This window comes from Nocardioides endophyticus, from assembly GCF_039543845.1.
GTDB classification, from domain to species: Bacteria; Actinomycetota; Actinomycetes; order Propionibacteriales; family Nocardioidaceae; genus Nocardioides; species Nocardioides endophyticus.
In genome coordinates, this window is the sequence record NZ_BAABKN010000043.1 from 22,641 (window position 1) to 46,569 (window position 23,929).

At 71.1% G+C, this 23,929-nt stretch carries 19 protein-coding genes; 5 read left to right on the forward strand and 14 right to left on the reverse strand.

Annotation, left to right across the window (positions count from 1 at the left end; all coding sequences use genetic code 11):
- Positions 1-17 precede the first annotated feature (17 nt).
- The 10 genes from ABEA33_RS27075 to ABEA33_RS27120 form a co-directional block, all read right to left on the reverse strand.
- Positions 18-1,505: a lipopolysaccharide biosynthesis protein gene (locus ABEA33_RS27075; protein ID WP_345530287.1), complete on the reverse strand. Its 1,488-nt coding sequence runs from the start codon at positions 1,503-1,505 to the stop codon at positions 18-20.
- Positions 1,493-2,629: a DegT/DnrJ/EryC1/StrS family aminotransferase gene (locus ABEA33_RS27080; protein WP_345530288.1), complete on the reverse strand. Its 1,137-nt coding sequence runs from the start codon at positions 2,627-2,629 to the stop codon at positions 1,493-1,495. Before ABEA33_RS27080 ends, ABEA33_RS27075 begins: the two co-directional genes overlap by 13 nt.
- A gap of 68 nt (positions 2,630-2,697) precedes the next feature.
- Complete coding sequence (locus tag ABEA33_RS27085) at positions 2,698-3,735, reverse strand: glycosyltransferase family 2 protein (protein ID WP_345530290.1); 1,038 nt, start codon at positions 3,733-3,735, stop codon at positions 2,698-2,700.
- Between the two features lies 1 nt (position 3,736).
- A complete protein-coding gene (locus tag ABEA33_RS27090; RefSeq protein ID WP_345530292.1) occupies positions 3,737-4,405 on the reverse strand; it encodes an acetyltransferase in 669 nt (222 codons plus the stop codon).
- 75 nt (positions 4,406-4,480) lie between these two features.
- Complete coding sequence (locus ABEA33_RS27095) at positions 4,481-9,253, reverse strand: DUF4082 domain-containing protein (RefSeq protein WP_345530294.1); 4,773 nt, start codon at positions 9,251-9,253, stop codon at positions 4,481-4,483.
- A gap of 69 nt (positions 9,254-9,322) precedes the next feature.
- Positions 9,323-10,198, reverse strand: a complete 876-nt coding sequence (locus tag ABEA33_RS27100) for a glycosyltransferase family 2 protein (RefSeq protein WP_345530296.1) — start codon at positions 10,196-10,198, stop codon at positions 9,323-9,325.
- Positions 10,199-10,353: 155 nt separating this feature from the next.
- Positions 10,354-11,430 (reverse strand): Gfo/Idh/MocA family protein, encoded by a 1,077-nt coding sequence (locus ABEA33_RS27105; RefSeq protein WP_345530298.1) that lies wholly within the window; start codon positions 11,428-11,430, stop codon positions 10,354-10,356.
- Between the two features lie 57 nt (positions 11,431-11,487).
- Positions 11,488-12,600, reverse strand: coding sequence for a DegT/DnrJ/EryC1/StrS family aminotransferase (locus tag ABEA33_RS27110; protein ID WP_345530300.1), 1,113 nt, complete (start codon positions 12,598-12,600; stop codon positions 11,488-11,490).
- Entirely contained in the window at positions 12,597-13,199 is a 603-nt protein-coding gene (gene rfbC, locus ABEA33_RS27115; protein WP_345530302.1) for a dTDP-4-dehydrorhamnose 3,5-epimerase, read from the reverse strand. The genes ABEA33_RS27110 and rfbC overlap by 4 nt, the downstream gene beginning before the upstream one ends.
- A complete protein-coding gene (locus ABEA33_RS27120) occupies positions 13,196-14,215 on the reverse strand; it encodes a dTDP-glucose 4,6-dehydratase (protein WP_345530304.1) in 1,020 nt (339 codons plus the stop codon). The genes rfbC and ABEA33_RS27120 overlap by 4 nt, the downstream gene beginning before the upstream one ends.
- A 182-nt stretch (positions 14,216-14,397) precedes the next feature.
- Between ABEA33_RS27120 and ABEA33_RS27125 the strand changes: the two genes are divergently transcribed.
- A complete protein-coding gene (locus ABEA33_RS27125) occupies positions 14,398-15,390 on the forward strand; it encodes a hypothetical protein (protein ID WP_345530306.1) in 993 nt (330 codons plus the stop codon).
- Between the two features lie 42 nt (positions 15,391-15,432).
- Here the strand turns inward: ABEA33_RS27125 and ABEA33_RS27130 are convergent, their stop codons facing one another.
- Positions 15,433-16,119 (reverse strand): hypothetical protein, encoded by a 687-nt coding sequence (locus tag ABEA33_RS27130; protein WP_345530308.1) that lies wholly within the window; start codon positions 16,117-16,119, stop codon positions 15,433-15,435.
- A 177-nt stretch (positions 16,120-16,296) separates the two neighbouring features.
- On the opposite strand from ABEA33_RS27130, the gene ABEA33_RS27135 reads away from it, so the two are divergent.
- From ABEA33_RS27135 to ABEA33_RS27145, 3 genes are all read left to right on the forward strand, one after another.
- Complete coding sequence (locus tag ABEA33_RS27135) at positions 16,297-17,355, forward strand: LCP family protein (protein WP_345530310.1); 1,059 nt, start codon at positions 16,297-16,299, stop codon at positions 17,353-17,355.
- 87 nt (positions 17,356-17,442) lie between these two features.
- Positions 17,443-18,108: an acyltransferase gene (locus ABEA33_RS27140; RefSeq protein WP_345530312.1), complete on the forward strand. Its 666-nt coding sequence runs from the start codon at positions 17,443-17,445 to the stop codon at positions 18,106-18,108.
- Between the two features lie 343 nt (positions 18,109-18,451).
- Positions 18,452-19,168: a response regulator gene (locus ABEA33_RS27145; RefSeq protein WP_345530314.1), complete on the forward strand. Its 717-nt coding sequence runs from the start codon at positions 18,452-18,454 to the stop codon at positions 19,166-19,168.
- Between the two features lie 15 nt (positions 19,169-19,183).
- Here the strand turns inward: ABEA33_RS27145 and ABEA33_RS27150 are convergent, their stop codons facing one another.
- Genes ABEA33_RS27150 through ABEA33_RS27160 form a run of 3 tightly spaced genes read right to left on the reverse strand, consistent with a single transcriptional unit; the run spans position 19,184 to position 21,296 of the window.
- Positions 19,184-19,963 carry a 3'(2'),5'-bisphosphate nucleotidase CysQ gene (locus ABEA33_RS27150; protein ID WP_345530316.1) on the reverse strand — a complete coding sequence of 260 codons (780 nt, stop codon included), beginning with the start codon at positions 19,961-19,963 and terminating at the stop codon, positions 19,184-19,186.
- Positions 19,964-19,980: 17 nt separating this feature from the next.
- Positions 19,981-20,580 carry an aminoacyl-tRNA hydrolase gene (gene pth, locus ABEA33_RS27155; protein WP_345530318.1) on the reverse strand — a complete coding sequence of 200 codons (600 nt, stop codon included), beginning with the start codon at positions 20,578-20,580 and terminating at the stop codon, positions 19,981-19,983.
- Positions 20,581-20,630: 50 nt separating this feature from the next.
- Positions 20,631-21,296: a 50S ribosomal protein L25/general stress protein Ctc gene (locus tag ABEA33_RS27160; RefSeq protein WP_345530320.1), complete on the reverse strand. Its 666-nt coding sequence runs from the start codon at positions 21,294-21,296 to the stop codon at positions 20,631-20,633.
- Positions 21,297-21,491: 195 nt separating this feature from the next.
- Here ABEA33_RS27160 and pepN point away from each other — a divergent pair, with 195 nt between their 5' ends.
- Positions 21,492-23,927: an aminopeptidase N gene (pepN, locus tag ABEA33_RS27165; protein WP_345530322.1), complete on the forward strand. Its 2,436-nt coding sequence runs from the start codon at positions 21,492-21,494 to the stop codon at positions 23,925-23,927.
- Positions 23,928-23,929 lie beyond the last annotated feature (2 nt).

The window sequence follows — 23,929 nt, forward strand, 5'->3', positions numbered from 1 at the left end:
AGAGATCCCGCCGCGGCTCACGAGGGGGCTCCCGTCAGGACGCCGTCGCCGGTGCGGACCGGCGAGCGGCCGAACGCCGCTCGGTAGGGGCGGATCATCGACCGGGTCAGCACGGCGTACGCCGCGACCGCGAGGGCGCCACCGACGACCATCACTGCCGCGGGGCGGTCGAGCAGCAGCCGGCAGCCGAGCGCGCACCCGCCGGCGACCAGGGCGGCGGTGACCGGCCCGACGACGGCGCGCGGCAGTCCGCGCAGGTCCAGGCCGGTCGAGCGGTGTACGGCGACGACGTACAGCGGCATGGTCACGACCACGATCGTCACGACGTGCGCCCAGGCCGCACCGACCAGGCCGTCCACGCGGATGCCGACGACCATCGCCGGGACCAGCACCGCGACCCAGACCGCCTGGATGCCCAGCAGCTTCCCGGTGGCGCCGACCGCGACGAGCACGTTGGCGAACAGCAACGAGACGGAGAAGAGCGCGCCGTACGCCGCGAGGACGGAGAGCACCGGAGCCGCGTCGAGCCACGTGGGGCCGAAGACGGTCTCCACCAGCGGACGGGCCAGCACGACTGTGACGACGCAGATCGGGGCCGTCACCAGGGCGACCAGGCGCACGGCCGACTCCAGGGCCGACCCGAACAGCTCGGCGTCGCCGAGCACCCGCCCGAACGACGGGACGACGACACCGTTCAGCACCGAGCTGAGGACCGTCGTCGACCAGCCCGCCACGGTGAAGGCGATCATGTAGACGCCGACCTGGGTCTCGGTCAGCAGCCGGCCGATGATCACGTAGTCGGCGTTCAGCAGCGACCAGTTGACCAGGTTGGCGAGGGACAGCGGGAGCCCGAACACCAGGAGCGGCACGACGACGGCGGGGCGCCAGCCCGGCCGGTAGCGACGGTGCAGGCAGGCCACCATCACCGCGCCGGTGACGATCTGGCCGAGCACCCGCGACCAGGCGAACGACGTGGCGCCCCCGCCGTCCAGCGCGAGGCCGATGAGCAGCGCGTTGGCCGGCAGGAAGCCCGCCGCGGTGGCCAGGAAGATCCGGTCCTGCCGGAACTCGCGGGTGAGCTGCGCACCCGGGACCGCGAAGAAGCCGGTCAGGACGAGGCAGATCGACAGGACCCGGATGGGGTCGGCCGCGGCCGGCACGCCGATCAGGGTCGCCACCGGATCGGCGAGGGCCACCATGGCCGCGCCGAGCAGGAGGCTGACGACGATGGACAGCGTCGTCACGGTCGGCGCGATGTCCTCCGGCTCGTGTGCCGAGCGGGCGACCGCGGACCCCATGCCGAGCTCCGCCAGGCTGCCGACGACGACGTGCACCGCCAGCGCGACCGCGAAGACCCCGAAGTCCGCAGGCGAGAGGATCCGGGCGATCGCGGCGGTGACCACGATCCCGGCGATGCGCACGACGATGTTGCCGGCCGCGGCCCAGACGGCCCCGGTCCCGGCCCGTCTCGCCAAAGAGACGGTGTCGTCGGTCAGCTCGGCCACCGGACCGCCTCCACGAGGACGTCCGCGACGCGCTCCTGCTGCTCGGCGGTGATGCCCGGGAACATCGGCAGCGAGAGGATCTCCCCGGAGGCCCGCTCGGCGACCGGGAACTCGCCCAGGCGGTGGCCCAGGTGAGCGAACGCGGGCATCCGGTGGATCGGCGCCGGGTAGTGGATCCCGGTGCCGATGCCGGCGGTCTGCAGCCGGTCGAGCACGCTGTCGCGGTCTCGCACCCGGACGACGTAGAGGTGGTGGACGTGCTCGTTGCCGGGCAGCGTCCGCGGGGTCCGGATGCCGACGACGCCGGCGAGCAGCTCGTCGTACCTCTCGGCCGCGCAACGGCGCTCGAGGTTCCAGCGGTCGAGGAGCGGGAGCTTGGCGGACAGGACCGCGGCCTGCAGCCCGTCCAGTCGCGAGTTGCGGCCGATCTCGAGATGTTCGTAGCGGACGATGCCACCGTGGTTGCGCAGCGCCCTCGCCTGGTCGGCGACCACGGCCGAGTGGGTCATCAGCGCCCCGGCGTCGCCGTACGCCCCGAGGTTCTTGCCTGGGTAGAAGCTGGTCGCGGCGACATCGCCGAGAGCGCCGGCGCGCACGCCTCGACGGGTGGCGCCCTGGGCCTGGGCGGCGTCCTCCACGACGAGGACGCCGGCGCCCAGCGCGTCGCGGAGCTCCTCGACCGGCGCGATCTGGCCATAGAGGTGGACGGCGATGACCGCGCGGGTACGCCGGGTCGCTCGGTCCGCCACGGACTCCGGCGAGATGAGGAAGTCGTCGTCGCAGTCGGCGAGCACCAGGTCGGCCCCGACGCGCACCACCGCCTCGGCGGTGGCGACGAAGGTGTTCGCCGGCACGATCACCTCGTCGCCCGGCCCGATGCCGGCACTGGCCAGCGCGATCTCCAGCGCGTCGGTGCCGTTGCCGACCCCGACCACCTCCGAGACGCCGCAGTACGCCGCGAAGGCCTCCTCGAACCGCGTCACCTCGGGTCCGAGCACGAAGCCGTTGGTGCTCAGCACGCGCTCGAAGCCGGCGGCGACGGCGTCGGCGACCTGGGCGTTCTGCAGCGCGAGGTCGACGAAGGGGACGGCGGCGACGGTGACGTCGGTGGCGGTGTCGGTCACGGGGGTGCTCCTCGCGGTAGGCATCGGGTCGAAGGTCTGCTCGGCGGTGCTGCTCGTCGTCGCGGTCATCAGGTCCCCACCAGTCGCCAGCGACGCGACCGCGCCGACCACCGCAGTGCATGGGAGCGGGTCAGCACCCGGTGCTCCAGACCGGCAGCCGGTCCGGAGGGGTCCCGGTGGAGAGCCCGCCAGCCACGGGTCCCGGTGACCGGCGGGTACGCCGTGCGGGCGAGCTCGGACAGCCCGGCGACGGTTGCCGCGTCGCCGGAGGCCCTGGCCAGCCGCGCCTCGCGCACGGCCTCGGTGGCGATCGCCCGAGACGCGGTCAGCTGCAGGTCGGTGCGTCCGGGGCTGGCCGCGAACAGCTCCTCGAAGGCCGCGCGCACGTTGCGCTGGTTGGCCAGCACGCCGGCGAAGTCGGTCGTCGTCATGTTCTGCCCGTGCACCCGGTAGAGGGCCTGGTGCGCGCCGTTGACCCGGCCCACGTCACCGCGTTGCGCGGCCTGCATCCACAGCAGCAGGTCCGCGGCGAAAGGGTGACGGGCGTCGTACCCCCCGATCTCGTCCATCACCGAGCGCCGCAGCACGACCTCCGGGTTGACGATCGGGTTGCGTGCGGTGGCGCAGACCCGGCGCAGCCAGGAGTCGCCCGACCACAGCGACCAGCCCGTGACGCGGGCGCTCGGAGTCGGCGGGGTCCCGGTGAAGCTCACGGGCAGCCCGTAGGCGAGGGCCACGGAGGGATGACGCTCGAGCAGCGCGACCGAGCGGGACAGCGAGTCGGGCGTCAGCAGGTCGTCGGCCGAGAGGAGGACGACGTAGTCGCCGCGGACCTCCGCGAGGCCGTCGTTGTACGTCGCGATGTGTCCCTTGTTCTGCGGGTGGGTCAGCACCCGGACGCGCGCGTCCGCGGCGGCGAGACGTCGCGCGACGTCGGCGCTGTCGTCGGTCGATGCGTCGTCGACGACGAGCACCTCCATGTCCAGCCCGCTCTGGTCGAGCGCCGACGACACCGCGTCGGGAAGGAAGTGGCCGTAGTTGTAGCAGGGCACGACGACCGACACGGTCGGTCGGGTCCGCAGGGGCACCGGTCGGGTGAGTCGCACGTCAGGCCCCTTCCATCCGGTACGCCGTCGCGATCGGCCGGGCCGGGACACCGACCCAGGTGGCACCGGGCGGCAGCGGCTCCAGGAGGGCGGCACCCATGCCGAGGGTCGCCTCCGCGCCGACCTCGCCGCCCTCGCGGACGCACGAGTTCATGCCGAGGTAGGCGCCCTCGTCGACCCGAACGCTGCCGCCGAGACTGACGCCCGCGCAGAGGGTCACGTAGTCGGCGACGACGTCGTCGTGGGTCAGCGTGGCCTGGGGCATCGCGACCACGTGGCGGCCGACGGAGACGTTCGCGGTGGCGACGACCCCGGCCAGCACGATGCTGCCGCGGCCGACCGTGGCGCCGCTGATCGCCGCTGCGGGGTGGATCACCCGGCAGTAGCGGTCCTCTCCGACGCCGAGGCCCGCCAGGCGCTCGACCAGCGACCGACGCGTCGCGCCGCGGCCCGCGCAGACGACGACGTCGTGCTCCGGGTAGCGCGCGACGTCCTCGACACCGCCGACGACCTCCACGCCGTCGAGCGCAGTGCCCCAGCGCGCGCTGTCGTCGTCGAGCAGCCGGACGTCGTCGTACCGCCCGACGGCCCGCTCGACCGCGATGGCCTCGCGCGCCAGTCCACTGGCGGCGACGAGCACGAGCCCCCTGGCCCACCTGATGTGTGGCACGTTCCTATCCCCCACTAGTGATCTGCGTGTCGCGGGTGGGCGGCTCCCCCGGCGGGCGCCGCCTACCCGTCTCGGTCATGGCGTCGCGTACTTGAACACCACATCCACGAAGTAGTTCGTGCTGTTCCACGAGCTCGTCAGGTTGCCGATGTCGGAGCCGTACCGGTAGCGACCGTTGTCCCCGGCCGGCGCCGTGAGCGGGCCGGCGGTCCAGGCCTGGTTGAAGAAGGCACCGCTCACCGAGTAGTGACCGTTGGGCGCCAGGTAGGAGACCATGTAGGTCCGGCCGGCGACGACCTGTACCGGCGTCGCGAGTTGCGCCGTCTGCCAGCCGCTGGCGGTCTCGTTGGTGAAGACGACGTCCGGTCCGATCTGGTCCCCGTCGCTCGTCCACAGCGCACCCAGGTGGGTGCCGGTGTTGCCGGGTCCCTTGTAGAAGCGGATCGCGGTGATCGTGCCGTCCACGGACGGGGTGAACCTGGTGCCGAGCTGCACTGCGGAGCTGTCGTCGGCGGCGGCCGTCGCTGGGGTCACCCCGTCGAACAGCGACGCGTTCGCGGTGGTCGTCTGCGCCGGCGCCGTGTGGAAGCTCCAGCTCTGGTTGGGCAGCGTCGCCCCGTTGGCGCCCGTGATGCCCGTGATCGTGACCTGGACGTCCGCGTCCGCCGGCAGGCTGCCGGTCGGAGTGAACGTCAGCGTCTTCTGGTCGCCGGAGAGCGCTGCGCTGCCGGCGACCGGCGAGCCACCGCTCGAGGCGGTCATCGCCCATCCCGACTGCAGCGCTGCCGTGAAGGTCATCGCCGGCTTCGTCGTACGGGGCACGTCCGTGGCCCCGGAGACAGGCGTCCTCGAGCTCACCGCGACGGTCGGCGCGTCAGCGACGAACCGCACGTCCACGAAGTAGTTCGAGGCGGCGTGCGAGTACGTCGGGAACCCGCCGCCGCTGCCGTACAGGTAGCGGCCGTTGTTGGTGGCGGGCGACGTGAGGTCGCCGGACACCCACGGGCTGGTGAAGAAGTTCTGGCTGAAGGAGTAGTGCCCGTTCGGCGCCAGGTAGGACACGACGTACTGCGACCCGCCGTTCACGGCCAGGGGGGTCGCCAGGTTGGCGGTCTGCCAGCCCGACGCGGTCTCCCCGGTGAACGTCACCGTCGCCAGTCGCTGGCCGGACGCCGACCACACCGATCCCGTGTGGGTGCCGGTGTTGCCGCCCCACTTGAAGAAGCGGATCGCGGTGACGGTCCCGTCCTTCGCGGGCGTGAACGCTGCCCCGAGCTCGACTGCCGAGCCGTCGTCGGTCGCCTCCACGTTCTGCGGCAGCTCGGAGCCGAACATCGTCTGAGGTGCGTCGACGGTGTCGGCATCGACGGTGCGGAAGGTCCAGGTCGTGGTCGGCAACGTCGCGCCGGCCGTCGACTTCACTCCCGTGAGGCTGACCGTCACGAGGGCGTTGCGCGGGAGGGCCGCTGCCGGGGTGAAGGTCAATCGCTTCCCGTCGCCGCTGAGCGCGACAGAGCCCGTGACCGGAGTGCCGCCGACGGACGCCGTCATGCTGTAGCCCGACTGCAGCGGGCTCGTGAACCACGCCCGGATCGTCGAGCTCCGAAGCACGTCCACGGCACCCGGCGCGGGGTCCTGGGCGGCGACGGCGATCGTCGGCGCCGGCGGCTGGAAGACCGGGTCCACCAGGTAGTTGCTGGCGGAGCGGGTCAGCGGTGCGCCGCTGCCGTAGGTGTACATCCCGGCATCGGAGCCGACCTTCAGCGGCGAGCGCGACAGGTTGCCGGCCGCGAACGCGTTGGGCGTCGCAGACCACCGGCCGAGCGGCGCGCGGTAGGACGCGATGTACTCGACGTTCTTGGCGATCGTGACGGGGGTCGCGAACGTCAGGGTCTGCCACCCGCTCGTCGACTCGTTCGTGAACGTGCCGGTGGCGAGCTGACCGCCGTCGGCCGTCCAGAGCGTGCCGGTGTGGGTGCCGATGTTGTTGGTGCCCTTGTAGAACCGGATGCCGGTGATGGTGCCGTCCTGCTCGGAGCTGAACCGCACCCCGAGGGTGACCGGGTCGTCCTCGGCCGCCTCCAGCATCGTCGGCACCGTCACGTCGTCGAAGAGCGTGCACGGGCAGACTCCCGGCGCTGCCGGGGGCTTCGCGGTCGTGAAGGACCAAGTCTTCGCGCTGTTGACCCCGTTGCCGAGGCTGTCGGTCCCGGAGACCGTCGCCGTGTAGCCGACGAACCCGCTGAGGGCCGCTGTCGGAGTGAAGGTGATGACCCGCGTCGTCGTGTTGTACGACGTGGTGCCGGGCACGGTCGCTCCTGCCTGGTCCTTGAGGACCAGGCCCTGCGAGCCGGCCGCGATCGGCTTGGAGAACTTCGCCGACACCGTCGTGGTCGACGGGACGCTCGAGGAGCCCGGGAGCGGCCAGCGGTCGGTCACGGTGAGGGGCGAGGTGTCGGTCGTCGTGAAGGCGACGTCGACGAAGTAGTTCGAGCCCTGGTAGCTGAGGTTCGGGAAGGTGCCCGTGTTGCCGTAGACGCCGCCGGGCTGGCTGCCGAAGCCGCCGGCCACCGAGAGCGGGGTCGCGTTGATGCCCTGGCTCGAGAACTCGAACTGGTCCATCGCGTAGTGCCCGTTGGGAGCGGTGTACGACGCCACGTAGGTCTGTCCCGCGGAGACAGCCACCGGGTTGGAGAAGCTCGCCGTCTGCCAGCCGCTCGCCGTCTCGTTCGTGAAGGTCACGGTGGCGAGCTTCTGGCCGCCTGCACTCCAGAGCGAGCCGACATGGCTGCCGGAGTTGCCGGTGCCCTTGTAGAAGCGGACGCCGGTCACGAAGCCGTCGGTCTGCGGCGAGAAGCGCAGGCCGAGCTCGACCGCACCAGCGTCGGTCACCGCCGTCGTCCCGGGCGTGGTCGCACCGAAGACGCTGCACGGGCAGTTGACGGTCAGGGCGCGCGTCACCGTGGCACCGATGTTGGCGCTGTCGTCCATGGCCCGCACCTTCAGCGGCGTGCTGCCGATGCCGTTCTGGACGTAGGTGTAGCTCCAACTGGTGGTGCCGTTGGCCGGGTGCCAGGTGGCGCCGTCGTCGGTCGAGACCTCGACGCCGGCGACCCGGCCGCCGCCGGTGTCGGTGGCGGTGCCGGTCGCCGTCACGGACGCGCCGTTCGCGACCGTCGCGCTCGCGGCCGGCGACGAGATGGTGACCGTCGGTCCGGCGGTGTCGGTGGACTTGGCGGTTGCGAAGAGACCGCTCATCAGGGTCGTCGGCTGCGCCGACATGTCCGCCATCAGGTTGACCATCGACTGCTGCATGCGGATGTCCGCGGGCTCGGGGTCGTACGGGCTGTCGTGCACCTCGTCGAGGCCCCACGTCCACTGGATCGACCCCGCACTGAAGACGAGCGCGCCACTGCTGGCGCGGTACATCGTGAGGTGATGGGTCGTCGTGCCGGGGATCAGGTAGTTGCCGAAGTCCTGCAGCAGCTGCGGCGTCGGACCGACGGTCGTCGACAGCCGGACCAGTCCGGCGGGCCGGAAGCCGTTGTCGACGTCTTCGTTCGACTCGTAGCCGACGGTGTGCGGCGCGAGCGTCGCCGTACCGCTGCTCATGCTGGCGAGGCTCGTGTTGCGCCACAGGCGGTACTTGCCCTCGGCGGCGGACACGGTCAGGGCGAGATCATCGTCGTTGACCATGTACATGGTGCCGGTCAGGGCGTTCTCCGGAACGCCGCCGCCCTGACTCCTCGGGGCGAACCTCGGATCACGCCAGGTGCCGGTCCACTCGGCAGACGGGTCGATCTTGGCGTTCGCCCAGGTCTCCTTGTACGACACGAGCGTCCGGTACGCCGTCTGGCTGGCGTCGGCCGAGGCCTCCCAGCGGGTCCGCCAGTACATCTCGTTGCCGCTGAGGAAGGCCAGGTTGACGCCGGCGTCGCGGGCGGCCTCGACGTTCGCCCGGGCGGCGCCGCTCCAGTACTCGTCGTGGCCCACGGACAGGAAGGTCTTGTGGTTGCGCAGGAGCGCGCCGTTGCGGGCCGTGTCGACACCCGAGATGTAGCTGATGTCGTAGCCGTTGCGCTCCATGAAGCGGACCGCCGGGTACTCGTTGGACATGAAGAAGTCACGCCCACCGGTGCCGCTGCGGGTGAGCACCGGGCGGTTGTAGCTGATCTTGTACGCGCGCCCGTGGTCGGCACCGACGTAGAAGTCCGACCCGCCGTAGTCGTTGTAGGCCTGCCAGGTGGTGTCGGAGGTCTGGAAGACCACGGCCGACGTGCTGCTGTCGTCGCGGACCACGAAGGTGATGTGGCTCGACGCCTGTTCGTCGGCGCGGTAGAGGCGCGCGATGTAGACCCCGGACACCGCGGTGCTCGGCACGTTCCACGACGCCGAGACGCCCCAGTTGCCGCAGTCGTAGAGCTCGGTGTTCACGTCGGTGATGCACTGCGGCTGCCGCTGCGGGAGCGTGGCCGACGGCGTCACGTTCTGGATGAACCGGGCACCGTCACCGCCGTAGTAGCCCAGGCGGAAGATCTGGACGGTGTAGCTGCGCGCGTCGGTGTCGATCTTGAAGTCGATCTTCTGCCCCACGTTGACGCTCATCTGCGTCGCGAAGCCCTGGATCGACGCGTCACCGGCCCGGTCGATGTCCCACTCGTCCTGGGGCGTGCCCGGCTTGCTGTTCTCGCAGGAGATCTTGTTCCCTTGTGCGCCGCACGGGTCGATGGCGCCGTACGCCGGCAGGTCGAGGCCGGGCATGGCCGCGAGTGCCAGCACGGCGGCGATCACGGACAGCAGCGAGACCACCGTGCGCTGGGAGCGACGACGACAGATCAGCGTGGACATCATGAATCCTCACTCGGGCGGCGAGCCGCCCCGGCTTGTTGGACCCCGAGATCCAGGAAGAAGGACCGGCTAGGCACGAGAGCTCTCGTCCCTGAGCCAGCTCGTGAAGTCACCCGCACGAACCGCGCGGCGAGCGCCGATCCGCGCTAGCAAGGTGACACCGAGGAAGATCGGCAGCTGGGCGGCCAGCCGCGGGCTGCGGCGAGCGGTCCGGCCGACCTCGGCGAGCGGCACACCGCCGCCAGCACGCAGACCCAGCGACGCGGCCTGGGTGTTGCCCGTGGCGACCCGGACCCGCCGTCGGAGCAGGTCGCGCAGGGTCCGCGGCGGCCGGACGGTCACGACGGCCTCGTCGACGATCCGGTACTCGCCCGCCGCGAACACCGTGTCGACCCCGAGGTCGTCGTTGAGCATGGTGGGCAGCTCGGAGACTCGGCGCTGCCCCTCGACCGAGAGGGCGAACGCCCCACGCCCGAAGAGGCCGGACCGTACCCGGGGCAGCTGCTCCCAGAACCCGTAGTACCACCGGACCGTCCGCGCGCAACCGGCCGTCGGCTGCACCCGCCGCGGTCCGGCGGCCAGGAGCCCGTCCTGGTCGATCGCCCGGACCAGGGCGACCACGTCGCGGCCGGTCAGCTCGACGTCGGCGTCCAGGTGGATCCGAGGGAAGAGCGACGCGGCGGCGTTGCCGACCCTGACGGCCTCCGCCTTGGACGGCTGGGGAATCTCGATCACGCGAGCCAGCGGCGCAATCGTGCGCGCCACGACGGCGGTGTCGTCGGTGCACCCGTTGCACACCACGACGACCTCGAACGCATCGGGACGGACCCCGCGGGCGAGAGCCACGAGCGTCCGAGCGATCACCGCCGCCTCGTCGTGCGCGGGGATCACCACGCTCGCGATCGGCCCGGTGCCCCCCACGGTGGGGCCCTCGGTGTCAGTCACCATCTCTGCTGCTCCTCGACCGGCCCACGTCACCGTGTGCCACACCCTGAGATGCCGTCCGGCATCCTGCTTCGAGAATGCGCGCGTGCTCCGTCTGGGACCGGAGAGCGCGGGTCCAATGCCTCAATTTGGGGACGCCCATTTCGAGCCGTGCCCTAGCCCGCGACCGCGACGGCCGGGTGCCGCCAGCCGCTCGGGGCCAGGGGCTGCAGCTCCCCCGCCTGGCGCAGGCTGCGCCCGGCGGCCTCGAGGACGTCCAGGATGCGCAGTCCGGCGGTGCCGTCGGTGCGAGGTTGACGGGCGCCGCGGATGCTCGCGGCGAACTCCTCCACCATCGAGCGGAGGGCCTCCTTCTCGTCGAGCGCGGGCGACCAGGTGTCTCCCACCCGGTAGGCGATCGTCCGAGCCGTGCGCTCGTCGCCGCTCGACGGCCGGTCGATCAGGTCGACACCGCGGTCGAAGACGCTCACGCGTTGGACCAGGTTGAGATCGTCCCAGACCAGCGTGCGCTCCGTGCCGCCGATGACCATCTGGCGGATCTTGGTCGGGCTCATCCAGTTGACGTGGACGTGCGCGAGCGCCCCGCCGACGAGGGGGAGCGACAGGTAGCCCACACAGGACTTGCCGGCCCCCAGGGGATCGGCTCCCTGGGCCGAGACCCCGAGCGGCTGCAGGCCTCCGGGAAGTACGAAGTCGAAGACGGAGAGGTCGTGGGGGGCCAGGTCCCACAGCACGTCCACGTCGGGCTGGACCAGCCCGAGGTTGATCCGCACCGAGTCGATGAAGAGGATCTCCCCGAGCGCGCCGTCCGCGACCAGCTCCCGGATCTTCGAGACCGCCGGCGTGTAGCAGTACGTGTGGTCGCACATGAGGACCAGGCGGTTCTCCTGCGCGAGCGCGACCATCTCCCGGCCTCGCTCGGAGGTGTCGGCGAGGGGCTTCTCGACCAGGACGTGCTTGCCTGCACGGAGGGCGGCGAGGGCGATGCCGTGATGGGTCCGGGCCGGGGTGGCGATGGCGATGGCGTCGACGTCGTCGTCCGCGAGCAGCATGTCGAGGCTGGACTCGATCCGGACCCCGGGCATCTGCTGGGTCACGCGCCGGGCACGCTCGACGTCGAGGTCGCAGACCGCGACGAGCTCCCAGTCGTCACTGGCGGCGAAGTTGCGCACGAGGTTGGGACCCCAGTAGCCGGCACCGACGACGGCGACCCGCAGGCGATCTGTGGACACGATGAAACCTCCGGATTGGGTTGTTCAAAGACACGAGGTGGTGAGAGGCACTGGTGGTCAGAGGCACTTGGCGAGGGCCGCCACGACCTGGTCCTGCTCGTCGTCGGTGAGCCCGACGAACATCGGCAGCAGGATCGTGCTCGCGGCGGCGGACTCTGTGGCCGGCAGCGACGGGCTCGCGATGTCGCGGTACGCCGGCTGGTCGTGGATCGCGAAGATGCGACGGGTGGAGACGCCGAGCTCCAGCATCGAGCGCATCACGTCCTCCTGGGTGCGCGACGTCCGCAGGCGGACGTTGTAGGACTGGTAGACGTGCTCGAACCCGGCGGGTTCGTACGGCGTCTCGACGCGGTCCTCGGTGGCCAGCAGCTCGTCGTACCGGCGCCCTAGCCGCCGGCGCTCGGCGACGATCTCGTCGACCCGCCCCATCTGCACGACGCCGACGGCGGCCTGGATGTCGGTCATCTTGTAGTTGAAGCCGACCTCGGGATAGGTCTCGAGGATGATCTTCGCGGCGCGGTCGCGATCAGCGGTCGACACCGAGGCGGCGTGCGCGCGGAGGAGGCGGATGTGCGCGGCGACGTCGTCGTCGTCGGTGGTGACCATCCCTCCTTCTCCGGTGGTGAGGATCTTGCGCGCGTCGAAGGAGAAGCAGGTGATGTCGGAGATCGCACCGAGGCGCCGACCGTGGATCGCCGCACCCAACGAGGGCGCGGCGTCCTCGACCACGGACAGTCCGTGCCGGGCGGCGATCGACATCAGTGGCAGCAGGTCCGCCGGAAGCCCGATCTGACTCACCGGCAGGATCGCCTTGGTGCGCGGGGTGATCGCGGCCTCGACCAGGTCGGGGTCGATGTTGTAGGTCAACGGGTCGATGTCGACGAAGACCGGGGTCGCTCCGGCGTAGCGGATCGAGTTGGCGGTCGCGATGAAGGAGAACGACGGGCAGATGACCTCGTCGCCCGGACCGACGCCGGCCGCCAGCAGACCCAGGTGCAGGCCGGTCGTGCAGCTGCTCACGGCGATGGCGTGCCTGGCGCCGACGTAGTCGGCGACGAGCGACTCGAACTCGGTCGTGCGTGGTCCGTTCATCACCCAGCCGCTGCGGACGACGTCGGCGGCCGCCGACGCCTCGGCCTCGCCCAGGGTGAGCCTCGTGATCGGGATCATGAGCGCACCGCCTCGGCGGGCTCGGTGCGGCCGGACCACACCGGGCCGAAGTCGGGGTTGTCCAGGTAGTCGCGGAGCGTAGGTGCCCCCGCGTCCTTGGCCGATGTCACGGGCGCGTCCACCGGCCAGTCGATCGCGAGCAGAGGGTCGTCGTACCGCAGCGCCCGCTCGGCGACGCTGTCGTGGAACTGGGTGCACTTGTACTGCACCTCCGCGACGTCGGCGGTGACCGCGAACCCGTGTGCGAACGACGGAGGGATCAGGAGCTGACGGCGGTTCTCGGCACTCAGGGTGACCCCGATCCACTGCCCGAAGGTCGGCGAGGTGACCTCGATGTCGACGACGACGTCGAAGATCTCGCCGACCGTGCACCGCACCAACCGCCACTGCTCGCTCGCCGGCGCCTGGTAGTGCAGGCCACGGACGACGCCGCGGCGCGACCGCGAGTGGTTGTCCTGGACGAAGTGCAGGTCGATCCCCTGCTGGGCGAAGGTGCGTTGGCTGTGGGACTCGTAGAAGAATCCCCGGTCGTCCTCGAACGCCTCGTAGTCGATGACCCGGACGCCGGGGAGGGCCGCCTCGGAGACCGTGGTCCTCATCGGACCCAGTTCCTGTCCTCGATGGCCGCCAGCATCTCCTGCGGCGACTCCGGCCTGTTGGCGAACCACCAGACCAGCTCGGCGATGCCGTCCTCCAGCCGGACCTCCGGCCGGAAGCCCGTCAGCGTGCGCATCAGGGTGTCGTCAACGAGGAGCCGGCGTACGTCGCCCGGACGGTCCTCGAGCCGCTCGACGCCCCCGCAGTCCGGGCCGACCGCCCAGTGGATGGCGGTGACCAGATCGTTGATCGTGGTCTCCGCCCCCGAGCCCAGGTTGACCGTCTTGCCGACCGCGGCCTCGCACGACGCCAGCGCGATCAGCCCGCGGGCGGTGTCGGAGACGTGCATGAAGTCCCGGGTCTGCTCACCGTCACCGAAGACGATCGCCGGCCGGCCGCACAGGGACCGCACGATCGTCCGCGGGATCACCTCGCCGCTGTCGCCCTCGAAGTGGCTGCGGGGCCCGTAGGTGTTGAACGGGCGGGCGACGATCACCGGCAGCTCGTAGGTCCGCCAGTGTGCCCGTGCGTAGGCCTCACCGGCGAGCTTCGACCCGCCGTACACCGTCTCGGGCCAGGTCGGGTGCAGCTCGTCCATCGGCGTCGTCTGCGCGGTGCCGAACACCTCGCTGGAGCTGACGTGCACGAACCGACGCACCCCTGCCGTCAGCGCTGCCTGGAGCAGCAGCAGAGTGCCCTCCGCGTTGACCGAGTGGTTCTCGACCGGGTCGTGCAGGCTGTGCCGAACCCCGAGGCACGCCAGGTGGAAGACGACGTCGACGCCGTCCAGGACCGCCCGCATCGCCGCGCGGTCACGGATGTCGGCGACCACCACGTCGGTGCGTGGGTCGGCGAGGGCCGCCGCGAGGTTCTCCCGCCGGCCGTTGACGAAGTTGTCGACCACTCTCACCTCGCGGACCCCGGCGGACAGAAGCCCGTCGACGAGGTGGCTGCCGATGAAGCCGGCACCGCCAGTCACTAGTACCGTCGAGTCCTGCAGGCCGCCGTTGTCGTGCACGAAGTACCCCCGAATGAATGCTGTGTCGCCCCTGGTGGGCACGCCGAGGATGTCCAGATCCGGTGGGTGCGGACGACTGCCCGGCGCCCGGTTCCCCAATATTGGCGAGGGGCACGGGTGTTTGCGGGTCGTGGGCGGGGGCCATCCTCACCACGTCCGACCCCCGAAGTGAACGAGTTCCCATGCCCTACCCGACGTCCCAACGTCCTGCCCTGCCCAACTCCCCGATCCGACGCCTTGGGGCCGTTGCCCTCGCCGCGATCGCGGCGATCACGGTCCTCCCCGCCGCTCTCACCGCGGCCCCCGCGTCGGCGCGTCCCGCCGTCATCGAGGCCCGGACGACACCGGCCACGGCCGCTGCTACGCCCGAACGCAAGGCCAAGAAGGCCTGGCCGGGTCCCAGCAACACGGGTGTGCCCGCGAGGATCAAGCTCCGTGCCTACACCGGCCCGTGCACGATCTCCCGTCCGACGACGATCTCCGGCGTCGACGCCACCGGTCGCTGCGACGCGATCCTGGTCCGAGCACCCGGCGTCGAGATCCAGGACTCACTGCTTCCCCGCGTGGACGCCACCGACGGTGGCGCCAGCTCCGTGACCCTGATCCGGTCGACCGTCCTCGGTGGCACGTGGAGCGACGGCGCCATCTGGGGCTACAACATCACCGCACGCCGGGTCGAGGTGACGGGCGCTCAGCACAGCTTCCACTGCGCCAGCAACTGCCGCGTGATCCGCTCGTGGCTGCACGCGCAGTACAACCCGGCCGGCCAGAGCTACCACAACAACGCCTTCATCTCGAACGGCGGCAGCAAGATGGTGCTCCGGGGCAACCGGCTGGCGTGCACGCCCCAGGTCAACAGCACCGACGGCGGCTGCACCGCCGACCTGTCCCTCTTCGGCGACTTCGACCCGATCAGTCGGGTGCGCGTCATCCACAACCTGTTCGTCGCGAACTCGGCCGGGATCTCCTACTGCATGCACGCGGGCTACAACCCCGACAAGCCGCACGGCGAGAACCCGACGCACATCATCGTGAAGGACAACGTCTTCCAGCGCGGGACCAACCGCAAGTGCGGTGTCTGGGGCCCGGTGACGTCGTTCGCGCGCAGTGGCGTCGGCAACGAGTGGTCCGGCAACCGCTGGCAGGGCGACGGCAACGCCGTGCGCGCCCGGTGATCGGCGCCGACGACGCGAGGAGCCGGGTCTGAGGAACCGGGTCTAGGAACCGTCGGCGACCGCGACGATCGACTTGGTCACGCCGAGCGCGCGTTCCCGCAGGACCTGGGACCCGGGGAAGTAGGCCCGGAGCTCCGCAACGCCGATCAGCTCGGTCCACTGCACCTCCGACATGGCCTGCGCTGCGGAGTCCGGCTTCGTGTGCGCCATCGGCCACACCGCCGCGACCCGTGCGCGCAGGCCCATCGGCAGGAACTGCAGGCCCGGGAAGAGCCAGTGCGGCTCCACCGGGAAGTAGCGGTACGGCGTCTGCACCCAGTGGCGCGGAGCCAGCTCCCGGACCTCGGCGGCCAGGGCCGCCCGCTGAGCGTGTCCCCCGACGTGCTCGATCAACGAGTTCGAGAAGACCAGGTCGTACCGCTGCGAGCGTCCTGCCCTCGCGAGTGCCGCCCCGGCCGCGCACGCATCGCCGGTGACCGGCACGATCCACGGCTCGTCGGCCTCACCCGGCTCGAACAGGTTCACCACCGTCACGCGGGCGGGGCGGACCGGGGCACGTCGCCACGCCTCGGCCGTGCCGCCGAGGTCGACCACCTCCATGCGTGCGAGGTCGGGAAAGCGCGCGGCGACGAGGTCCCAGCGCCGGGCGCGGTGCCGCGCACCCACCGACGTCGGCGAGTCGACCAGCATCCGCCGGAGCCGTCCCGACCCGATCGATGCAACCGTCACGTGAAACCCCCTTGTTGGCGGGGATCGGCGGTCCGACCCCCGGCCCGACCGATCCCCGCACTCCGAGCATCGCCATCGGCGGCGGGCGTACCGCGATCTGGCTAAAGGGTTCCCCCAACCTGGGTATCCGCGGGCGACGATCCCCGGCGCAGCACCGGCCCGGCGCTTCATGGGGCCATGAGCGTGACACCGGACGACGACGCGCACACCGGTCGCCACAACGTCCGCAATGCCTTGATCGGGCTGCTGGTCTGCTGCGCGGTGCTCGCGGCGGTGCCGGCCGGAGCGATCCTCTACCTGGAGCACCGCCTCTCGGAGAACGTCACGCGCATCCCGGGGGTGTTCGACGGCCTCGACGACCGGCCGAGCCGACCGGCCGGACCGGCCGGTGACGCCCTGAACGTGCTCGTCGTCGGCACCGACCGGCGTTCGGACGTTCCCACGACCGGGAGCGACGCGCGAGCGGCGTCGTGGATCCCGGGGGCGCAGCGCAGCGACGCGCTGATGATCCTCCACATCTCGGCGGACCGGCGTTCCGCGGCGATCATCTCGATCCCGCGGGACACGTGGGTCAACGTGCCGGGCTACGGCATGCACAAGATCAACGCAGCCTTCTCCTTCGCCGGGCCCTCACTGACGATCGCGACGGTGGAGCTGCTCACCAACGTGCGCATCGACCACCTCGCCGTCATCGACTGGTCCGGCTTCGAGGCACTGATCGACGCCGCTGACGGCATCACCGTGACCGTGCCGGCCACGGTGACGGACTCGGTACGAGGCATCACCTGGACCGCGGGCGAGCACCACCTGAACGGCGGGCAGGCGCTCGACTACGTGAGCCAGAGGCACGGGCTCCCGCTCGGCGACCTGGACCGGATCGAGCGTCAGCAGGTCGTGCTGCGCACCCTCATGGAGGACACGCTGCACCAGGAGATGCGCAAGGACCCCCGCATGCTCTATGGCTTCCTCGACACCGTCAGCCAGCACCTGTCCCTCGACAGCGGCTGGTCGACGAAGGAGCTGGTCGCGTTGGTGGTCTCGATGCGCAGCTTCGAGACGGCAAACCTCCGCTACCTGACGATGCCCGTCGCAGGCTTCGGCACCGAGGGAGCCGAGAGCGTGGTGTACGGCGCGCGCCGCCAGGCTCGCGGGCTGTGGGGCGCCGTGATCGCGGACGAGGTCGAGGCCTGGGCCGCGCGGCACCAGGATCGGCTGACGCCGCCCACCGTGAGCTAGTGTCGCGCGCACGAGTCCGTCCTGACTATTGGGTATCCGTGCCCGCCCCCGACCACTCTCGCGGCTTCGGACCCTCTAATGAGCACCATGTCGATCACATCGTCACCTCGGGTGCAGGCTTCGGCCGACGTCGACCACCGCGCGACGGTGGGCCAGGACACCGTCGTGTGGCATCTCGCCCAGGTCCGGGAGAACGCCATCGTCGGCGACAGCTGCGTGATCGGCCGCGGTGCCTACATCGGCCCGGGTGTGGTGATCGGCGACCGCTGCAAGATCCAGAATCATGCACTCGTCTACGAACCCGCGTTCGTCGAGAACGGCGCGTTCATCGGTCCCGCGGTCGTGTTCACCAACGACTACTTCCCCCGGGCCGTACGGCCCGACGGTCAACCGAAGTCGGCCGAGGACTGGGAACCGGTCGGCGTCCACGTCGGCGAGGGAGCATCGATCGGCGCCCGAGCCGTCTGCATCGCGCCGGTCAGTATCGGCCGCTGGGCGATGGTGGCCGCGGGTGCCGTGGTGACGCGCGACGTCCCCGACTTCGCGCTGGTCGCGGGCGTGCCTGCTCGCCAGGTCCACTGGGTCGGGCGAGCCGGCGTACCCCTCGAGCGGGTGGCGGGCGGGACCTTCCGGTGTCCCACCACCGGCCACCGCTACTTCGAGTGGAAGGGCCGACTGAGGGAGGACGTGCTCACGGAGGCGGCCGCCCTCACCGAGCTCGAGGATGCCCCCGGCCGGAGCGCGCGGCGATGACCGACGCCCGCTCCCGGCAGACCCGCTGAACTGGCTCGCCAGCCGACCGCACCTCCCACATCTGGTCCACGCCGACCCGACGGTCCACCCCCACGCCCCCACAGGGTGCCGCTGTTGTCGGGCAGGACACGCGCCTCGGCCCGGCACCGAGCGCGTTGGGAGGCGATCGGCTGGCGAGCCGCTCGTCGCAGGGCTCGCCGGACCACCGCCCCCAAATTGCGGTATCCGTGCCCCGAAAACGTGACGCCGCGCATCGGGGGCCGAGCAAGGTGCTCGTGTGATGGGGGAGACGATGAACACGAAAGACTCGCTGACACACGACCAGAGTGGGACTGCCATTGCCATGGCGCCATCTCGGCCAACCGCTGCCGCACGGACCGGCCGCAACCGCTCGCGGCTGCGGGTGCTGATCCTCGACGACCACGCACTGTTCGCCGAGTGTCTCGACCTCGCGCTCACGACCAGTGGGCACGACGTGCAGAAGGCGGAGCTGCCGATGAACCCCGCCAGATCGGCGAGGTTGCTCGCGAGCGTCGTACGGTCCCGACCCGACGTGGTCGTCCTCGACCTCGACCTCGGGGCCTTCGGCGACGGCGCCCGGCTGATCCCGTCGCTCGTCCAGAGCGGTGCCGCCGTCGTCGTCGTCACCGCTGACGAGGACCACGCCCGGTGGGGCGAGTGCATGCGCTACGGCGCGCGCAAGGTGATGAGCAAGTCGGCGCCGCTCAATGAGATCGTCGCGACGCTGCGACGCCTGGGGGACGGCCTGACGGTCCTGAAGCCCATGGAGCGCGAGGAGCTGCTCCAGCGGTGGCACGAGAACCGGGTGCAGGAGCAGGCCCTGCGCGCCCGGTTCAACCAGCTGACCGTCCGTGAGTCCGAGGTCCTGGGACACCTGACGCACGGTCGCACGGTTCGCGACATCGCCACGTCCTCGGTGGTCTCGGAGGCGACGGTCCGGACCCAGGTGAAGTCGATCCTGTCCAAGCTCGGCGTCTCGTCCCAGATCGCCGCGGTCGCCGTGGCACACCAGGTCGACTGGCGGTCACCGGTCGACTGACGCCCGCGGCGCGAGCTAGTCGAGCCCGTGCCGCCGGACGAACTCCACGATCTGCTCGGCCAGCTCCGGGCGACACACGATCAGGTCGGGCAGGTAGACATCGTCCTGGTTGTACTCCAGTGGCGAGCCGTCGACCCGTGAGGTGAACAGCCCTGCGGCTCGGGCGACCGCGACCGGCGCGGCCGAGTCCCACTCGTACTGGCCGCCGGCGTGCACGTAGGCGTCGGTGAGGTCGCGCGCCACCGAGATGACCTTGACGCCGGCCGAGCCCATCGGGACCAGCTCGGCGTCGATCTCCTTGGCCAGCGCGTGCACGAACTCGGGCGGACGGCTGCGGGAGACCGCGATCCGGGGCCGCGCCGCGGTGCTCGGTGGTACGACGGGTGGCCGGCCGGTGTCGAACGTCTCGCCCTGGGCGGGCAGGGCGACGGCACCGGCGGTCAGGTCGCCGTCCTGCCACAGCGCGACGTGGACGGCCCAGTCGTCGCGCGGCACCTCGGAGAACTCCCGAGTGCCGTCGAGCGGGTCGACGATCCAGACCCGGCTGTTGGTCAGCCGCGCCTTGTCGTCCTTGCCCTCCTCGGACAGGACGGCGTCCGCTGGCCGGTGCTCGGCGATCAGGCCCATCAACAGCTCGTGGGCCGCGCGGTCGCCGGCGTCCTTGAGCTCGCGACCCTCCAGCCCTTCGCGGCGTACCTCGAGCAGGCGCTCCCCCGCGACGGTGGCCAGCCAGGCGGCGAGCACGTGGTCGTCGGTGGCGGCAGCAGCGGGCGGGGTTCCGGGTGCGAAGTTCACGCGGGCCACCCTAGCGATCAGGAGTTGAACTTCTGCTGGGTGCGCTCGAGGCCGTCGGAGATCAGCGTCTCCACGGCGTCCGCGGCCGTGTCGACCTGGAACGGCAGGATCTTCTTCTCGGCGGACGAGTAGTTGGACAGCACGAAGTCGGCGACGTCCTGGCGACCCGGCGGGCGGCCGATGCCGACGCGCACCCGGTGGAAGTCACCGGTTCCGAGCGACGAGCGCATCGAGCGCAAGCCGTTGTGGCCGTTGTCGCCACCGCCGAGCTTGACGCGCATGGTGTCGAACGGGATGTCGAGCTCGTCGTGGATCGCCACGACCTGCTCCGTCGGGACCTTGTAGAACGAGGCGAGCTGCTTGACCGGCCCGCCGAGCTCGTTCATGTAGCAGCGCGCCTTCATCAGGACGACGCGTGGGGCGTCGGCGCCCGGGGCACCGAGCCGGCCCTCGACGACGTCGGCGCGACCGGACTTGTGGGCGCGGAACGGCGAGCCCATCCGCGAGGCGAGCTCGTCGACGACGAGGTAGCCGATGTTGTGCCGATGGCCGGCATAGGTCGGGCCGGGATTCCCGAGCCCGACCACCAGCCACACGGGCGTGGTGGAGTCGGTCATGGAATCCCGGCCCTTTCTGTCGAACAGGTGGCCCAGCAACGGGCCGAGCATCACTCGGCGGCGGGGGCCTCGGTGCTGTCCTCGGCGCCGACCTCGTCGACGTCCTTGTCGGTCTCGTCGCGCTCGATGCCGGCCTCGGCCTCGGCCTCCTCCAGCTCGGCCTCCAGCGACGCCTGCGACTGCATCTCCGTGATGTTCACGATCAGCGTGTCGGCGTCGAGCAGCAGGGTGCTGCCCGAGGGGAGCTTGAGGTCGGACGCGTGGATCTGGGTGCCGGCGGCAGCGCCCTCGATGTCGACCTCGATGAACTCGGGGATGTGGGTGGCCTCGGCCTCGAGCTGGATGGTCGAGGTCTCGGTGACGACCAGGGTCTCGCGGGCGGCCTCGCCGTTCAGGTGCACGGGCACCTCGACCGTGACCTTCTCACCCTTGACGACGGCGACGAAGTCGACGTGCTCGAGGTGGCGCTTGATCGGGTCGACCTGGACCTGCTTGGTCAGCGCGAGCTGGGTCTTGCCGTCGATCTCGAGCTCGAGCAGCGCGTTCGCGCCGCCGTGCTTGAGGGCCATCATGGTGTCGTGGCCCGGGAGGGTCACGTGGATCGGGTCGTTGCCGTGGCCGTAGATGACCGCGGGCACCTTGTGCTCGCGACGGATGCGGCGGGCGGCACCCTTGCCGAACTCGGTGCGGGTCTCGGCCTGGATCTTCTCGCTCATGCGCTGCTCTCCTCGTACGTGCTGGCTGTTTCTGAGTCCTGGGGCCTCGGCTCGACGCTCTGCAATCGTCGGGGGCGCATCCGGAGGATCAGCCAGCCCTGTCGATCACGGAGAGCCGGGAACTCTCCCTCGCCGAGGCAACCGCACTAGCCTAACGGCGCTGCGCGCTCAGGGCGAATCCGTACTGTCGGACCCGTGGCTCTCACCTTGGTCGAGGCGCGCATCCGCGCCGCCCAGCTCTCCGAGGTCTCGTACGACGTCGCGCTGGACCTCCGCGACCCGACGTCCTCCACCTTCGGCTCGCGGACCACGGTGCGGTTCCGTTCGAGCGCTCCCGGCACCTTCCTCGAGCTCGCGGCGGCCAGCGACCTGTCCGTCGTCGTCAACGGCGAGACCGTGCACCGGTCGTACGCCGACGGGCGGATCCACCTCACGGAGCTGCACACCGGACTCGGCCCCGACGGCGTCAACGAGGTCGTCGTGGAGGCCCGGCTGCCCTACGTCAGCGACGGCGACGGCATGCACCGGACCGTCGACCCGGCCGACGGCGAGACCTACGTCGGCGCCTACCTCGGCATGGACGTCGCCCAGAAGGTCTTCGCGTGCTTCGACCAGAACGACCTCAAGGCGCCGATCACGACGTCGGTGCAGGCCGTGCCTGCCTGGACCGTGCTGGCCAACGGTCTCCCCGTCGAGGGCGAGGCCGGTGGGGGCGGCCACTGGCGCTTCGCCACCACGCCACCGATCCCGGTCGCCCTCCTCGTCGTCGTCGCCGGCCCGTGGGCGTCGCAGCGGTGGGAGCACGCCGGACTCCCGTTCGGGTGGCACGCGCGTGCCTCCCTCGCCGGCGAGCTCGAGCGGGACTTCGCGGAGCTGCGTCGCATCACCGTCGACTGCTACGACCACTTCGCGGCGATGTTCGACGAGCCGTATGCCTTCGACTCCTACGACCAGGTCTTCGTGCCGGGTCTCAACTGGGGAGCCCAGGAGATGCCGGGCTGCGTCACCTATCGCGACGAGCTCCTCCCCCGCGGTGCCGTCCCGGGACCCGTGCGGGACCTTCGGGCGTCGGTGATCGCGCACGAGATGTCGCACATGTGGTTCGGCGACCTGATGACGATGACCTGGTGGGAGGACACCTGGCTCCAGGAGTCGTTCGCCGACTACATGGGCTACCGGGTGGCGGGCGACGCCGCCGGCTTCGCCGGATCGCTGGTCGGGCACGAGGTCGGCCGCAAGCCGTCGGCGTACGACGCGGACGAGCGTCGCTCCACCCATCCCGTGGCCCCGACACCCGAGGACGTGCCCGACGTCGACTCGGCCGCGACGATCTTCGACTCGATCTCCTACAGCAAGGGCAACTCGGTGCTCCGGCAGCTGGCGACCTGGCTCGGCGACGACATCTTCCTGCGGGGTGTGAACACGCACCTGTCCCGGCACCGCTTCGCCAACGCGACTCTCGCCGACTTCGTCGACGCCCTCGACGAGGCCGCCGACCGCGACGTCCGTACCTGGGTCGAGCAGTGGTTGCGCAGCACGGGCTTCGACACCCTGCGCGTCGACCTCGACGGCGACGTCCCGGTGCTGCACCGCGTCGGCACGCGTCCGCACCGGGTCCGCGTGACGGCGTACGACAACGCCTGGGTCGCCGTCGGGTCCGAACTCGTCGACGTCGCCGACGAGCCGGTCCCGCTGCCGGCGTACGCCGGTCGGGTCGTGGTGCCCAACTCCCACGGCGAGACCTTCGCCCGGATCGTGCTCGACGAACGTTCCTGGGCGGCGGTCGACGCCGGGCTGTGCCGGATCGAGGACGACCTCGTGCGGGCCGTCCTCTGGACGATGCTCGTCGACCGGGTGCACACCCGCGAGCTCGACGCCGCGGCGTTCGCGGACCTCGTCGATCGGCACCTGCCAGGCGAGCGCAGCGCCACCATCGTGACTGCGGTGCTGACCCGTACCGTGACCCGGGTGCTGCCGCTGCGCACTCCAGGCGCGGCAGCACCCGACCTCGTCGAGCAGTTGGCCGCGGCCTGCGGCACCGGCCTGCTGCACGCGACCTCGCCCGAGCTGGCGCTCACGTTCGCGGACGGGTTCGCCACCGGGTCCCACGACGTCGCGACGCTGCAGGGCTGGGTGGCGGCCAACGCCGTCGGGAGCCTCCCGCTGCCCCCGACGCTACGCTGGCGCGCCGTACGCCGCCTGGCCGAGCTGGGCGCGTGGGACGCCGAGGCGATCGAGGCCGAGCGCGTCAGGGAGCCCGGGTCGGACGCCGAGGTCGGCGCCGCTGCGGCGCTGGCGGCCCGCCCGAGCGAGGCCGCCAAGCAGGCAGCGTGGTCGGCCGCCGGTGACCCCGCGGTCGACAACCGGACCTTCGAAGCGCTGATGGCCGGGCTCTGGTCGCCCGAGCAGCCCGACCTGCTCGCGCCGTACGTCGAGCGCTACCTGCGCGACGCCCCGGTCTGGGCCGCTCGCGGGCAGGCCTTCGCTCTCGTGGTCGGTCGTGCACGACCGGCGCTCGCCCTCACCGACGACCAGGTCGCCCGGCTCGACGAGGCACTCACCGCCGAGCTGCCGACCGTGCTGCGTCGGCAGTGGGAGGACTGGCGCGACGACCTGGGACGCGACGACTGACG